This is a genomic window from Clostridioides sp. LIBA-7602, from assembly GCF_056688945.1.
In genome coordinates, this window is the sequence record NZ_CP196991.1 from 3,000,337 (window position 1) to 3,016,420 (window position 16,084).

Here is a 16,084-nt window from a genome sequence, read left to right on the forward strand (position 1 = left end):
TTTATTATTTTAATATAATCTCTAAACTCATCCTATTTTAATATATCATGTTCTAATAAATCTTTAAATGAGTCTATAGAATATTCATATCCATCTACATTCCCAAATCCATACTTTGCATATATAAAAGGTATACTTACAAACTTAGCACTATTTGCATCACCTTGCGTATCTCCAACATAAATTGGATTAATTAATTTATTTCTATCGATTATAAGTTTATTATTCTCACCTTTATGTAAGCCAGTATTTCCAGGACATTCAAAATCTATAAAATACTGTTCTAACTTATGTGCTTTTAAAAAAGATTCTATATATCCAGCTTGGCAATTGCTTACTATAAATAATTTATACTTTTTAGATAGCAATCTAAGAGTATCTTCTATACCATCAAATAATTTAGCTCCATTTTCAGATAAATAGTCACATTCTTTTAAGGAACATTCATTCAATAAATTCATTCTTTCTTCTTCACTTAAAGTTGGAAATAAACGATTTGCTATTTCATCAAAAGAAAGACCCATGACGCTTCTAAACAACTCTCTTGTGACATTTAAGTCTATATCTTTATGCTTATTTAAAACATCCTGCCATACCTTGCATACTTCTTCAGTTGAATCCCATAAAGTTCCATCTAAATCAAAAATAATACTATCTACCACAAAAAAATCCCCCTTATGTCCAAAATTTATCATATATTTATAATTATATACTAAAAAGCAGATACAATCATAAATATATTTTACTTGATTGTATCTGCTTTGTAATATAAAATCAATTGCCAAAATCGACTTTTATAAATTTCTAACTACAAGTACACACCCTTGCTCTACTTTAATACTACAAGAATTACTCAACATAACATTTGACATTCCAATAGGTACAGAGTATTTCATATAATAGTTATCTAGAGGGTATTCTAAACCAGTAAGTGTTACACCTTTAGCATCTCCTTTTAGAGCTATTACAGAAATAGTATCACCTGCATTTCCATGTAAAGTAATTTCCTCATTCATAACTATATACATCTCTTCTTTATCAGAGAATATTCTAGAATATATACCATCTTCTTTTAGATAGTATAATAGATTTATATTGGTAATAGTATGGTCAATCCTTCCACCTAAAGCTCCAAAAAAATCAATATGATTTGCTTTAAGAGTTTTGGCTAAAAAAAGACAAAGCTCTGTATCAGTCTCATCTTTCTTAGATGGAAATTTTTCAAATTTAACACCTTGATTTCTGTAAAAATCTACCTTTCCTTCGTCTACTGAATCTAAGTCGCCTAATATATAATCTGGCATGATTTCCATTTTGTAGGCATGATTTGCCCCTCCATCTGCACATATTATACAGTCATAACATTCTTTAATTATAATATTTCTTGTAATTTCGTAATCTTCAATTTCACCATTTAAAATAATACATATTTTCATTCTTAAATTTAAACCAATTCTTCAAGAGAAGCATTCTTTCTAAATAAATTAACTGTTTCTTGAATGTCATCACTTCCAAATATTGCAGAACCTGCTACTATTACATTAGCCCCTGCCTGTACAACTTCAGCCACATTTTTAGGGCTTATACCACCATCAACTTCTATATCAATGTTTAATCCTTGATTATCTATAAGGGCTTTTAACTCTTTAATTTTATCTAAAACACAAGGTATAAATGATTGACCTCCAAATCCAGGATTAACAGACATTAATAATACCATATCTAAATCAGGTAGCACATGCTTAATAGTATCTATTGGTGTAGCTGGATTAAGCACTACACCTGCTTTTATTCCATATGATTTTATATTTTGTATAGTTCTATGTAGATGCACACAAGCTTCCTGATGAACTGTTATTATATCACATCCTGCTTTTACAAACTCTTCAATATACTGGTCTGGATTTTCTATCATAAGATGAGCATCAAATACCATATTTATATTTTCTTTTTTTAGGCTTTTAACTACAAGTGGACCTAATGTAATATTTGGTACAAAGTGTCCATCCATTACATCGATATGAAGATATTCACATCCTGCACTCTCTACCTTCTTTACATCCTCTAATAATTTTGCAAAATCTGCTGATAATATTGATGGTGCTAATTTAATCATGTTTCTAATACCTCCTACTGTTATTTTGTCTTATTTCATTTAGTAGCTGTATATAACTATCATATCTTTCTTTAGATATTTCTCCATTTGCAACAGCTTCTTTTATAGCACAATTGGGTTCATTTTCATGAATACATTTTGAACCAAACTTACAATCATTAAATTTATCAAATTCTATAAAATAATCTTTAAGTTCAACTTCTTCTATATCTTCAAGTGCAAGTGAACTAAATCCTGGTGTATCTGCAACCATTCCACCAAATTCCAACTTTAAAAGTTCTGCATGGCGAGTAGTGTGTTTTCCTCTTTTTATTTTGTCACTTACCACTCCTGTTTGCAGTTTAAAGTTTTCGTCTATTTCATTTAGCAAGCTTGATTTTCCAACTCCAGATGGTCCTGCAAATACTACAACATTTTCTTTTAGTTCTTCTTTTACCTTCTCTATATTTAACTTAGTAATATTACTTACTGGGATGACCTTATATCCACTAAGTTCATATATATTTTTAACAGTTTCTAACGTATCATTATCATCTAAATCTGCTTTTGTAAGGATTATTACAGTTTCTAAATTTTCTTTTTCTGCCAAAACTATAAATCTATCTAAAAGAGACAAGTTTGGTTTAGGATTTTTTATTGCAAATACTATTAATGCCTTATCTACATTTGCTATAGGAGGTCTTATGAGTTCTGTATCTCTAATATCTATTTCTTCTAAGATACCTTTTTTTTCGTCTTCATCAACAACACTTATCTTCACTCTATCTCCAACTAAAGGTGTTATTTTTTTCTTTCTAAATATTCCTCTAGCTTTACATTCATAAAGACCATTGTTTGTATCCACATAATAAAATCCACTAATCCCCTTTATAATTTTTCCTTCTAGCATCAAATGCCTCCCTTTATAAAATTTATATAAACATATACTGTTTCTAAGCAGTATATCGTGTTATTGTTTCCTATTTTTATATAATACCACATTTTTTTTAAATAACAAATCCTCCGTTTGGACTAATTACTTGACCAGTGATAAAATTTGATTTATCCGATGCTAAGAAAATAGCACAATTTGCTATATCTTCTGGGGTTCCAAGCCTCATTAGAGGAGTTTCTTCTACAAGAATATTTATATCTTCTTTATTATATTCAGATAACATGTCAGTATCAATAACACCTGGAGCTATACTATTTACTCTAATATTTGATGGTCCAACTTCTTTAGCTAATGCCTTTGTCATACCTATTATACCTGCTTTTGTTATAGAGTAATGTACTTCACAAGAAGCACCTGATATTCCCCAAATCGAAGATATATTAATTATATTCCCTTTTTTTTCTGATATCATGTATTTTAAAGCAACTTGTGAACAATAAAAACTTCCTTTTAAGTTAATATTCATCATACTATCCCAGTCTTCATCAGTTATATCTGTAAATAACTTGTCTTGACTTATACCAGCATTATTTACGAGTACGTCCACCCCCCCAAATTCTTTTATGCAATAATCTATCATATTCTCTACATCTACTCTATTTGAAATATCTGCTTTAAATAATTTTACAGAAAAATTTTTTTCACTTAATTTAGTATACAACTCTTTAGCTTCATTTTCTGACTTATTAAAGTTTATTAATACATTATATCCTTCTTTTGCAAAAGCTTCACACATAGCTTTGCCAATACCTCTAGAGCCTCCTGTAATTAAAACTGTTTTATTTTCCATAAACTCTTTTCTCCTTTATTATAACCAATTCCATATTTTATACAAAACAAACTGCCCCTTTAAAGAAAATATTTTCCATAAAAGGACAGCTCTTATTTTGCTAACATTTATTCTGTTTTACCAATATTTCCGCCAGTTCCAGATGGAGTTTCTCCATTTCCTCCTGAGCTTGAGCCTCCTGAGTTATCTCCACTATTTCCTGAGTTTGAGCCTCCTGAATTATCTCCACTATTTCCTGAATTTGAACCTCCTGAATTATCTCCATTATCTCCTGAGTTACTACCGTTGTTTCCTGAGTTTCCTCCACTATTTCCTGAGTTTGAACCTCCTGAATTACTACCGTTATTTCCTGAATTTCCTCCACTATTTCCTGAGTTTGAACCTCCTGAGTTACTGCCGTTATTTCCTGAGTTTGAACCAGGTGTTTTTGTATCATCATCATCAGGTGTTGTTGGTGTTTTGTCTGGTGTTGTTGGTGTCTGTGTATTTGATTTTTCTGAACCTTTACTCACATATAGGTTTATCTCATCGCCCTCTTGAACTCTTGATGAACTAGCTCCTGGACTTTGATTTAAAACTGTACCTTCTTTATATATTGAACTGTACTCATACTTAACTGTCCCCACTTTTAAGTTATTTTCCTCAATAAGTTGCTTTGCATTACTTAAAGTAAGTCCTACTACATTAGGAACAGAAGCCTGATTTGCACCTTTGCTTACAACAACATTTATAGTATCACCCTTCTTAACATTTGTGCTTCCTCCTTCAGGTGTCTGTGATATTATACAGTTTTCATCGACCTCACTACTATACTCTTCACTTTTTACACTTAAGGATAATCCTTCTTTTTCAACAGCACTTTGAGCTTCTTCCAAAGTCATGTTTACAAGATTAGGAACACTCAGAGACTTACTGCCAAACCCTCCTGCAAATAAAAATTTATATGCTAGGAATACTTGAGCACATAATATTACTATTAAAACAGCTGCAATTACTTTTAATCTTTTTCTAGACTTTGGACTTTCCTGTTTTTTCTTCTTTTTCTTAGCCCTCTTACTTGTAGTATTCTTAGGTTTCTGATTCTTTTTAGCTCTCATTATCTCTTCCTCATCTTCATCTTCTTCATCATCGTCTTCATAAAAATCATCATAGTAATCATCATCTTCATCCAAATCAGCAACTTCAACAGGCTTAACTACTTTTTCGGGAGCTGGCTTTGCAAGTATTGGATTTACAACTTTATTAATTTCCTTTTCATCAATTTTCTTAGTTGCAAAATCATCATATTCTTTTATAAAATCTAAATCAATGTTTTTTTCTATATACTCGATATCTTCTATCAACTCTTCAGCAGTTTGGTATCTGTCTGCACTAGATTTTTCTGTAAGCTTTTTTATCGTAGTTCTTACACTTTGAGGAATTCTAACTTTTTCTTCTGATGTAAAATCTATATCATCATTAATGTGTTGAAGAGCTATAGAAATTGGACTATCTCCCCTAAATGGAACTTTTCCTATCAACATTTCATATAAAACTATACCTAAAGAATACAGGTCAGCATTATTAGTTACAAATTTACCTTTGGCTTGTTCTGGTGAAAAATAATGTACTGAACCGATTATACTACCAATATTGGTCATTGTTGAGTTTGAGACAGCTTTAGCTATACCAAAATCAGCTACTTTTACTACTCTTCCTTCATTGGATATGAGGATATTATGAGGTTTTATATCTCTATGTATAATCCCTTTTTTATGTGCAGCACTAAGTGCCATAGCTATCTGTTTTGTTATATCTAATGCAGTATATTCATCTAATATACCTTCATCTTGTATAATCTCTTTTAGATTCTTACCATCTACAAACTCCATTACAATGTAGTGAACTTTTCCATCTTCACCAACATCATAAACATTTACTATATTTGGATGAGAAAGACTAGCTACTGCCTCTGCCTCTCTTTTAAATTTTGTTAAAAATTCATCGTCATCTACAAATTCAGGTCTAAGTACCTTAAGTGCAACAGTCCTGTTTAATAACCTGTCTTTAGCCTCATATACAAAGGCCATACCTCCATCACCAATCTTTCTGATGATTTCATATCGATTTCCTAAAATTGTATCTCCCACAATATCACCGTCCTAATTATACTTTTATCACTATAACCGAAACATTATCTTTACCAGAAACATCATTGGCCATACTTATCAATTCTTCACTTATATTACTAATTCTCTCGTATTCATAATCTAATATTAAATCTCTTATATCTTCATCATCAATAAACCCAGTTAATCCATCTGTCGCAAGAAGTATTATATCACTTTTTTTAATTTCTTTCTTAAAAATATCTACAACAACCATATCATCTGTTCCAATTGCTCTAGTTATTCTATTCCTTTGTGGATGTCTTCTCGCCTCTTCTTCTGTAATAACATGAGCCATCATAAGTTCTTCAACCACGGAATGGTCTATAGTTATTTTATCAAATTTTTCATCTGTTAACAAATAACATCTGCTATCTCCAACATTTGCCACATATAAGACATTGTTATACACTATAGCTGTAACTAATGTAGTTCCCATTCCTTCAAACTCTATATCTTCCATAGATTTATTGTGCACAATTGAGTTTACATTATTATAAGCCTGTTTTAATATATCATCTATATAGTCTATTTTTACATTATCATGTTGTAATAAGTTTTCTTTTAGAAAATCAATTATATTTTCTACTGCTAATTTACTGGCGACCTCACCCTTTTTATGTCCGCCCATTCCATCAGCTATGGCAAATATTCCTATTGGACCATGTTCTGTATCTATAACTTCTCCCTCACAGTAGTCTTCATTGTTTTTTCTTATTTTACCTATATGGGAGGCACAACTATAAACCATACGACTTCCTCCTTACAAATTACTTGTATTTTCTTCTCAATTGACCACAAGCTCCACTAATATCAGAACCCATAGACATTCTAACTGTAGCAGGTATATTATTTTTCTCCAAACTATCCCTAAATTTATAAATAAATGCTTTATCAGGCTTTTCATATTCTCTTTCTTCGACTTTGTTTATTGGAATTAAATTTACATGGCAGAGCATACCTTTTAGGAGCTTAGCTAATGCCTTTGCTTCTTGTTCTGAGTCATTTACTCCTTTTATAAGAGAATATTCAAATGTGACCCTTCTATTTGTCTTTTTTATAGTATCTACATGCATCCAATATTTCTTTAATAGAGTAAGCATTTGCTACAGGCATAATTTTTCGTCTTTCTTCATCATATGGAGAATGAAGTGATAAAGCTAAATTTATGGCTATTTTTAAATCTGCCAATTCATACATTTTAGGTACTATTCCACAAGTTGAAAGAGTTATGTGTCTATACCCTATATTAAGACCATTTTTTTCATTAATTATTTTTAAAAATTGTTTTGTATTTTCAAAATTATCAAGTGGTTCACCACTTCCCATCAATACAAGATTTGATACTCTCTTGCCAGTATCTTCTTGAATTTTAATAACTTGGTCTAAAATCTCCCATGGTTCTAAGTTTCTAATCAATCCATCCATTGTAGATGCACAGAAATTACATCCCATTCTACAACCCACTTGATTGGAAATACAGACAGTAACCCTACTATCATAATCCATCATCACAGTTTCTATTATATTTCCATCATCTAATAAAAACAAATATTTTTTTGTACTATCTACCTTAGACTCTAACTTTAATTCTATATCTATATGTCCTATACATGAAACTTCTTCTAATTTATTTCTCAAACTTTTTGGTATATTATTCATATCATCAAAAGTTTTTGCACCCTTATATATCCAAGCAAATATTTGACTTCCTCTAAAGGGCTTTTCATCTATAGTCTTCATAAATTCTTTAAGTTCATCTTCAGTAAAATTTTTTAATACTACTTTTTTCTTTTCCATTATCTTCACTACCTTATTCTCTTTAATTTTGCTATGAAAAAACCATCTATACCATGAATATTAGGATATATCTTTAAATACCCTTTGTCTTGATTATCCAAGTCTACATTTACTGTATCAATTGGAGTCAATTCAAAATTATTATTTTCTTCAATAAAAGAAGTAACTATATTTATATTTTCCATATCTTGAATTGTACATGTACTATATACTAAAGTTCCACCAATTTTAACATACTTTGATGCATTTTCTAAAATTTTCTTTTGTATAGAAGTAATATCTTTTAAGTCCTCTTCTTTCTTGTATTTAATTTCTGGCTTACGTCTTATTATACCAAGCCCAGAACAAGGAACATCTGCTAAAACATAATCAAATTCACTTATACTATTTTCATCAATTTCAGAAGCATCAAACTTTTCTACACAGACATTTTTAATGCCCAGTCTATTTACAGTAGCTTTTATAAGCTTTAATTTGTGCTCAAAAATATCTCTAGCTATTACTTTACCAGTATTATTCATCAAAGTAGCTAGATGAGTAGATTTTCCACCAGGAGCACTACATACATCCAAAATAGACGAATCTTCTTTTGGGTTAATTACTTTCCCTACTATCATAGAACTTATATCTTGAATTGTAAATAAACCAGCTTTAAATAATTCATTATTTTCTATATTCTTCATTTTTTCGACTTTAATAGCTTCTTCTACCATAGGAACTTTTAAACATACAATACCCATTGCATTTAATTTTTCAATAAGTTCCTCTCTACTTATTTTAAGTGTATTGGTTCTTATATAAATACTCGGCTTTTCATCGTTTGCCTCCAATAAATCTTCAGTAAATTCTTGTCCAAAATTATCTATCCAATTTTTTATAATCCAAGAATTATAAGAATACTTTATAGATAAGTATTTTACACTATCTTCCTCAGTTATGTCCATTATAGTATCTTTACTTCTTATTTCATTTCTAAGAATAGCATTTATAAAACCAGAAGACTTTTTATCATATTTTTTAGATAATTTTACAGTTTCATTGACTGCTGCATAATCTGATATACTATCCAAAAATAAAATTTGATATGTTCCCATTCTTAAAAAGATTTTAACATAAGTTGACATTTTTTTTACTTTTATTTTTGAAAGTTTATTGATTATGTAATCTAAATAATACTTATTTTCTATTACACCATAGATTAACTCTGTTGCAAGTCCTCTATCCATATCACTTATTTCTAAGTTTTTAAAATGTTTATTTATTGCAATATTTGAGTAGTTATTATTTTTCTCTATATCACATAATACTTTAAATCCAATTTCTCTTGCATCCATATAAATTTCTCCCTTTTATTAAACATAAAAAAGGGTTGTTTCTAAACAACCCACTTTACTTTTAGTCATCTCTTCTTTGAGCTATTAGTAACAATCTAAGTAATTGAAGTATTGAAACCAATGCTGCTGCAACATATGTTAAAGCTGCTGCTGAAAGCACTTTTCTACTTTGTCTTGACTCACTCTCATCTATAATACCTAAATTTCCAAGTTGAACAATTGCTCTACTTGAAGCATTAAATTCTACAGGTAATGTTATTATCTGAAATAATACTGAAGCTGAAAACAATAGTATACCAATTTTTAAAAATGGACCAGCCATAATAAATCCTATAAATATTAAAAACCAAGATATACTTGATGCAAAATTTACTACTGGCACTAAGCTACTTCTTATTTGAAGAGGAGCATAACCTTTAGCATGTTGCATTGCATGACCACACTCATGTGCAGCTACTGCAACAGAAGTTATGGAAGTTCCATAATATACATCTTCTGATAATCTTACGACCTTTCTTCTTGGGTCATAGTGGTCACTTAAGTGTCCTCTAACCATTTCTATACTTACATCATACAGACCATTTGAATCAAGTACTCTTCTTGCTGTTTGTTCTCCAGTATATCCTCGACGTGTTCTTACTTTCAAATACTTATTTGTTGTTGAACTCACTTTAAATTGTGCATATGCAGTGAATAGTATAGCTGGAATTAATATAATCATCGTTGGGTCAAATCCCCAAAAACCGCCATATACAGGGTACATAAATAACACTCTCCTAAAATATATTTTTACACATCCTCTTAATATTCACATAGCTTAAAAACAGTTTAATTACAAGCTAATATATTTTTTCCTGTTAAAAAGTCTATAGCTTTTTCAATATCTACCATATCTACATTAGTATTTACACAGGGTCCGTTAGGTCTTTTGTTAAATACACCTAAAACAGGAATTTTTTTTATATCTTGTATTCCAGATGTTAAGTCTCTTTCACATGCAACAGCTATAACAGCTTTAGGTTTATTGTCTATTATAATTTTTCTAGCTAAAGTTCCTCCTGTAGCTACAAATATTTTTACTTTACTGCTTTTCTTCAACTTAGTCAATTCTCCTATATTGCATCTTCCACATTCTTTACAATTATCTATATCATTAGTAACTTTTAATTTACAACTATTCTCTTGAATACAATGAGGTATTAAAATTATTATATCCTCTGGATTAAAATTATATTTATTACTGTATATATATTCATTATTTAACTTTATATATATCCTTCTAATCTCACTTTTTGACATACCAAATGAGGATGCAATGAAAGATATAATGGGAAATAATCCACTGACAATCTTAAAGTTTATTTTCATTATATTTGAGTTAACATTTTTTCCTTTAATTACTCTATAAGTAACTGCTGTTGAAGATAGTATTATAAGTATTAGTGATATTATTATAACATTTATTGCTAAAGAAAATATTTGAGTTAAACTCATTATAAAAAAGTTTACAACTCCTATCAAAATCCCTAATATTAAAATTAAAATCCCAACACTTGTTAAATACTTCTTTATATCTGTCATACTTTTCACCTAACCCAATACTAAACCAGTTTCTATAGTATTCCCTTTTATATATTCACCAACCAACATTCTCTTTTTATTTGGCATCTGAATTTCTTCAATTAAAAGTACCTTATCTTTAGTACTTACTTTTATACCCTCTTTATTTACATCAATTATTGTACCTGCATCTTTTGTGCTTTCTTCATCTAACACTTTGGTTTTCCAGATTTTCATTGTAACACCATTGTAAGTAGTATAAGCACTTGGCCATGGGTTTACACCTCTAACTAAATTGTGTATTTCCATAGCATTTTTTGAAAAATCTATATTGCCTAATGATTTATTCATTATTGGAGCATAAGAAAATTCTTCATGATTTTGTACCTCTCTTGGTGCAGTTCCTTCTCCAATTAACTTTAATGTTTCTTTTAAAGTTTCTGCACCTATGTTCATCATTTTATCATGAAGTTCTCCTGCTGTTATATTATCATCAAGATTCACTTCTGTTTTTAATATCATATCTCCAGTATCTAAACCTTCATCCATGTACATAGTTGTAACACCAGTCTTTTCTTCACCATTTATTATTACCCAATTTATAGGTGCCGCACCTCTATATTTTGGAAGTAAAGAAACATGGACATTTATACATCCAAGTTTAGGAATTTCTAATATGTCTTTTGGAAGTATCTGTCCAAAAGCTACAACCACTATTACATCTGGATTTAAAGATTTCATTGTCTCTATGAATTCTTCATCCCTAGCTTTGATTGGTTGATATACAGGTATATTATTTTCAATTGCAAGCTCTTTTACTGGACTCATGCCTAGTTTCTTACCTCTTCCTTTTGGTTTATCTGGCTGAGTTACAACACCTAATATATCATACTTCTCATCTATTATTTTTTGTAAACAAGGAACCGCTATATCAGGTGTCCCCATAAATACTATTTTCATTAAATCAACTCCTACTACTTTTCTATTCTATCAACAAATAGAATTCCATCTAAATGGTCTATCTCATGACAAAATGCTCTAGCTAAAAGTTCTTCTCCTTCTAACTCTATTGTTTCACCATTTCTATTTAAAGCTCTAACTTTTACATAATTTGGTCTTCGAACATCTCCACCCTCTCCAACAACACTTAAACATCCTTCCTCGTCTATTTGCTCTCCAGATGTTTCTATTATTTCAGGATTTATAAGTTCTATAAGTTCTTCTCCGATATCTATTACTACTACTCTTTTTAAAATTCCAACTTGAGGTGCAGCTAATCCAACACCATCTGCATCATACATAGTTTCTGCCATATCATCTAATAATTGTATTATTTTTTCATCAATTTTTTCAACCTTTTTTGATTTTTTTCTTAATACTGGTTCTCCTATTTGAACTATCTGTCTTAAAGCCATTATATTTCCTCCTAAATTTATAATACACTGTTTGGATTAATATCTATAGATACATTGATATTCTTATCAAATATCAAATCTCGTTTTGTTATACATATATATTTTATTATACCCTTTAACAGATTAATTTCAATATTTTCATCTTTAAAGAGTATCTGCCATCTATAATTTTGATTTATTTTTGATATTGAACATGGGTTTGGACCTAATATAAATCCTAAATCATTTATACCCCTTTTTTCTAATAAATAAATCAATGATGCATGCATATTTTTTATGTTTTTTACTACTAATCTCTCATCTTCACCACTAACAACTACACTCAACATGTTATTAAAAGGAGAATATCCAAATGCTTTTCTTATTTTTATCTCATCTTCATAAAAACCCTCATAGTCATATTCAATAGCATGTTTAATAGCATAGTGTTCAGTATCATATGTCTGAAGTACTACTTTACCCTCTTTATCTGCTCTCCCGGCTCTTCCAGAAACTTGAGTTATCAGTTGAAATGTAGTTTCAAAACTTTTAAAATCTGGAAAATTTAATATCATATCTGCAGATAAAATCCCTACTAAAGTTACATTATCAAAATCTAATCCTTTACTTAACATCTGTGTTCCAATGAGTACATCTGCTTCTTTATCTTTAAATTTATTTAGTATTTCATCTAAAGCACCTTTTTTTGAAGTTGTATCCTTATCCATTCTCAAGGTTCTTATATCTGGAAAAATATTTTTTAATTCTTCTTCAATCTTTTGAGTTCCAACTCCAAAAGGCTTAACATAGTGACTTTTGCACTCAGGACACTCTTTTGGTATTTCTTTCTCATATCCACAATAGTGGCATCTTCCAGTATTACTTTTCTTGTGATAAGTTAAAGATATGTCACAATTTTCACACTGAAAAACGTATCCACACTTTCTACAAGATACAAAATTTGCATAACCTCTTCTATTTAAAAACAGTATGACTTGGCTATTCTCTTCAATTGCACAACTTATTTCTTTTTGGAGCTTCAAACTAAATATACTCCTATTCCCCTTGTCCAGTTCATCTTTCATGTCTACCACTTCGATGTTTGGAAGAGGTTTATCATTTGCTCTATTTTTTATATTTATAAGTTTGTATTCTCCAGATTTTGCTTTATAATATTCTTCAATTGAAGGAGTAGCTGAACCTAAAATAAGAGTTAGATTATTTTTTAGTGCCATAAATCTAGCTACTTCTATGGCATTAAATTTTGGATTCTTCTCAGACTTATATGATGACTCATGGAATTCATCAATTATTATAAGACCTAAAGAATTAAAAGGTGCAAATAGAGCTGACCTAGCTCCAATCAAAACTCTTATTCTCCCTGCTTTTACAGCTTTATAGACGTCATGTTTTTCTCCTTCAGATAGTTTACTGTGAAACACTCCAACTAAATCACCAAACCTGCTTTTTAACCTATCTATTGTTTGAGGAGTTAATGCTATTTCAGGAACTAAAAATATACTATCTAAACCTTGATTTAATGCAAATTCTATTATTTCCATATAAACTTCAGTTTTTCCACTTCCAGTTACGCCATGAATTAAGTATGGTTTCTTCTCATTCACAAACATATCTGACTTTATCTCATCAACCGCTTGTTGTTGCTCATTGTTTAATTTTATACTTTTTGATATAGATTTGTAAATACTTTTTGGCTCTCTATAGTAATCCTTAAACTCTAATGTTATTAACTTCTTTTTATTTAAAGAATTTATACTTTGTCTTGAGGCATTTAATAAATCTAACAAATCATTTATCTCTACATTTTCATTATTTTTAAGAAAACTTAATATCTCTTTTTGTTTGCTTCCTACATTTATCTTATTTTGTTCTATATAATCATCAATTTTATCATTTTCCAAACTCAAAGATATATAACATACCTTCTTTTCATTTTTATGATTTTTGTATTCCCAACATAGCTTTATAATTCCATTTTTATTCATTGTGTACAAAGAACTATTTAGATTTGGTATATATTTTAACTTATCAACCTTAATTTTTCCTTTACCATCAATTACTTTTTCTAATATCTCTCTATTTTTATCACTCAAAGTCAATATTTTTTCATTTAATTGAGCTTCGTTTAATCCAGCTAAACTTTCACCTAATAATATCACTTTATAATTATTTAATTTGTATCCTTTTGGATATATTAAATTTATACATTCTATATAAGTACACAAATATCTATTTTTCATCCAATAAACCAATTCTAAGTCTTCTTCTCTAAATATTGGCTTCTCATCCAATATATCAATAATTTCTTTTATCTTTATTTTTTCATCTAAACTATCTGTAAATTGAAATACAAAGGCTTCTGTTGGTCTATTACCTTTTCCAAATGGTACTAATATTCTATGTCCAAGTCTTATAGACTCTGATAAAAATACAGGAATTTGATATGTAAATAAATTATCTGTGTATATAGTATTACTTCTAACTATTACCTTTGCATATTTTTTCATTATAAAACCTCTACTTAAATTTAATCTACTGTTTATATTCTAATATATTTTACAAAATGTCAAAAATATCAGCATTTATAAAAAATTTCAAGTCATTAATAATATTAACCATATCTTAATAGTTAACTATTAATTATATTTTATACTTTATGGCAAAATAAATGCTGAAAACCACAATTTAACTGACATTTGCGAGTTTTTACTCGCTAAAATTAAATTGCAGCTTTCAGCCACTTTAGCTGTGATAAAATACACAAATATCATATTTAAAAAAGTTCTTATCTCTCAAGTAACACTTTAATTTTATTTAAAATAACATTAGCTACTTCTTCTTTTTTCATTTTAGGATACTCAGTAATATTTCCTTCTACATCTATGATTTTTACAATATTAGTATCAGTTCTAAAACCAGCACCCTCTTTAGTTAAATCATTTGCCACAATAAAATCTAGATTTTTCTTTTTTATTTTTCCTTTGGCATGTTCTATAAGGTCGTTAGTTTCAGCTGCAAATCCTACTAATATCCTATCTTCTTTTATTTTTCCTATTTCATAAGCAATATCATAATTCCTACTTAGTTCTATTGATAAATCATCATTCTTCTTTTTAATCTTTTTATCAGAATAGGTTTTTGGCTTATAATCTGCAACTGCTGCACTTTGAATTACAATTTTATTTTCACTTAAATTTGATACTACCGCTTCATACAAATCCTGTGCTGATTCTATTTTCACAAACTTTTTAAGGTTTTGTGGAATAGAAAGGTTTGTAGGACCTGATATTAATGTTACATCAGCACCTCTAGATATAGCTTCTCTCGCTATAGAATATCCCATTTTACCAGAAGACCTATTAGTTAGGTATCTTACTGGGTCTATGCTTTCTACAGTTGGGCCAGCTGTAACTATAATGCTTTGACCTTTTAAATCTTGCTCTTTAGTAAGATTAGCTAAAACTTCCTCTACTATTACATCTGGATTAGCTAATTTACCTGCTCCAATATCTCCACATGCAAGTCTTCCACTTTCTGGTTCAATAAATTTATACCCAAAATCCTTTAACGTTTGAATATTTTTTTGAACAATTGGATTTTCATACATATTAGTATTCATAGCTGGTGCCATCAAAACTTGTGCTTTTGTTGCCATAACAGTAGTTGTCAACATATCATCAGCTATACCATTTGCAATTTTTCCTATAATATTTGCACTTGCTGGCACTATTAAAAATAAATCTGCCTTTTTTGCTAATGATATATGCTCAACTTCCCAAGTTTTTGGTTCTTCAAACATATCTTCTACTACATAATTTTGACTTAGTGATTGAAGTGTAAGTGGTTTAACAAATTCTGTTGCCGATTTTGTCATTATAACATGGATATTTGCATTTAGTTTTTTTAACTTACTTACAACATCACAAGCCTTATATGCAGCTATTCCGCCGCTTATGCCAATTACAACAGTTTTATCTTTTAGCATGAC

Annotated in this window: 14 protein-coding genes and 1 pseudogene; all 15 read right to left on the reverse strand. The window is 29.4% G+C overall.

Translation table 11 applies throughout. The annotated features are described in order from the left end of the window. Positions 1–32 precede the first annotated feature (32 nt). Positions 33–662, reverse strand: coding sequence for an HAD family hydrolase (locus ACTG45_RS14330; RefSeq protein WP_021385482.1), 630 nt, complete (start codon positions 660–662; stop codon positions 33–35). A gap of 132 nt (positions 663–794) precedes the next feature. Beyond that, the gene (locus ACTG45_RS14335; protein WP_479919233.1) at positions 795–1,436 is read right to left on the reverse strand and encodes a thiamine diphosphokinase; all 642 of its coding nucleotides are present in this window, start codon (positions 1,434–1,436) and stop codon (positions 795–797) included. Between the two features lie 8 nt (positions 1,437–1,444). Further along, positions 1,445–2,116 carry a ribulose-phosphate 3-epimerase gene (rpe, locus tag ACTG45_RS14340; protein ID WP_021385379.1) on the reverse strand — a complete coding sequence of 224 codons (672 nt, stop codon included), beginning with the start codon at positions 2,114–2,116 and terminating at the stop codon, positions 1,445–1,447. A 4-nt stretch (positions 2,117–2,120) separates the two neighbouring features. Continuing rightward, positions 2,121–3,005 carry a ribosome small subunit-dependent GTPase A gene (rsgA, locus tag ACTG45_RS14345; protein ID WP_479919234.1) on the reverse strand — a complete coding sequence of 295 codons (885 nt, stop codon included), beginning with the start codon at positions 3,003–3,005 and terminating at the stop codon, positions 2,121–2,123. Between the two features lie 97 nt (positions 3,006–3,102). Continuing rightward, positions 3,103–3,840, reverse strand: a complete 738-nt coding sequence (gene ymfI, locus ACTG45_RS14350; protein ID WP_479919235.1) for an elongation factor P 5-aminopentanone reductase — start codon at positions 3,838–3,840, stop codon at positions 3,103–3,105. Between the two features lie 107 nt (positions 3,841–3,947). Continuing rightward, positions 3,948–5,969 (reverse strand): PASTA domain-containing Ser/Thr kinase PrkC, encoded by a 2,022-nt coding sequence (prkC, locus tag ACTG45_RS14355; RefSeq protein WP_021385376.1) that lies wholly within the window; start codon positions 5,967–5,969, stop codon positions 3,948–3,950. 16 nt (positions 5,970–5,985) lie between these two features. Next, entirely contained in the window at positions 5,986–6,738 is a 753-nt protein-coding gene (locus ACTG45_RS14360) for a Stp1/IreP family PP2C-type Ser/Thr phosphatase (protein WP_021385496.1), read from the reverse strand. Between the two features lie 19 nt (positions 6,739–6,757). Then, positions 6,758–7,787 (reverse strand): annotated as a pseudogene (gene rlmN, locus ACTG45_RS14365) (dual-specificity RNA methyltransferase RlmN). A gap of 8 nt (positions 7,788–7,795) precedes the next feature. After that, a complete protein-coding gene (gene rsmB / locus ACTG45_RS14370; RefSeq protein WP_021385566.1) occupies positions 7,796–9,121 on the reverse strand; it encodes a 16S rRNA (cytosine(967)-C(5))-methyltransferase RsmB in 1,326 nt (441 codons plus the stop codon). Positions 9,122–9,182: 61 nt separating this feature from the next. Further along, the gene (locus tag ACTG45_RS14375) at positions 9,183–9,884 is read right to left on the reverse strand and encodes a zinc metallopeptidase (RefSeq protein ID WP_021385405.1); all 702 of its coding nucleotides are present in this window, start codon (positions 9,882–9,884) and stop codon (positions 9,183–9,185) included. Between the two features lie 65 nt (positions 9,885–9,949). Next, entirely contained in the window at positions 9,950–10,702 is a 753-nt protein-coding gene (locus tag ACTG45_RS14380) for a DUF116 domain-containing protein (protein ID WP_479919236.1), read from the reverse strand. 9 nt (positions 10,703–10,711) lie between these two features. Then, positions 10,712–11,641 carry a methionyl-tRNA formyltransferase gene (fmt, locus tag ACTG45_RS14385; protein ID WP_021385518.1) on the reverse strand — a complete coding sequence of 310 codons (930 nt, stop codon included), beginning with the start codon at positions 11,639–11,641 and terminating at the stop codon, positions 10,712–10,714. A 14-nt stretch (positions 11,642–11,655) separates the two neighbouring features. After that, the gene (gene def / locus ACTG45_RS14390; RefSeq protein ID WP_021385382.1) at positions 11,656–12,096 is read right to left on the reverse strand and encodes a peptide deformylase; all 441 of its coding nucleotides are present in this window, start codon (positions 12,094–12,096) and stop codon (positions 11,656–11,658) included. A 17-nt stretch (positions 12,097–12,113) separates the two neighbouring features. Beyond that, positions 12,114–14,603 carry a primosomal protein N' gene (priA, locus tag ACTG45_RS14395; protein ID WP_479919237.1) on the reverse strand — a complete coding sequence of 830 codons (2,490 nt, stop codon included), beginning with the start codon at positions 14,601–14,603 and terminating at the stop codon, positions 12,114–12,116. 278 nt (positions 14,604–14,881) lie between these two features. Beyond that, complete coding sequence (gene coaBC / locus ACTG45_RS14400) at positions 14,882–16,081, reverse strand: bifunctional phosphopantothenoylcysteine decarboxylase/phosphopantothenate--cysteine ligase CoaBC (protein WP_021385549.1); 1,200 nt, start codon at positions 16,079–16,081, stop codon at positions 14,882–14,884. Between the last annotated feature and the right edge of the window lie 3 nt (positions 16,082–16,084).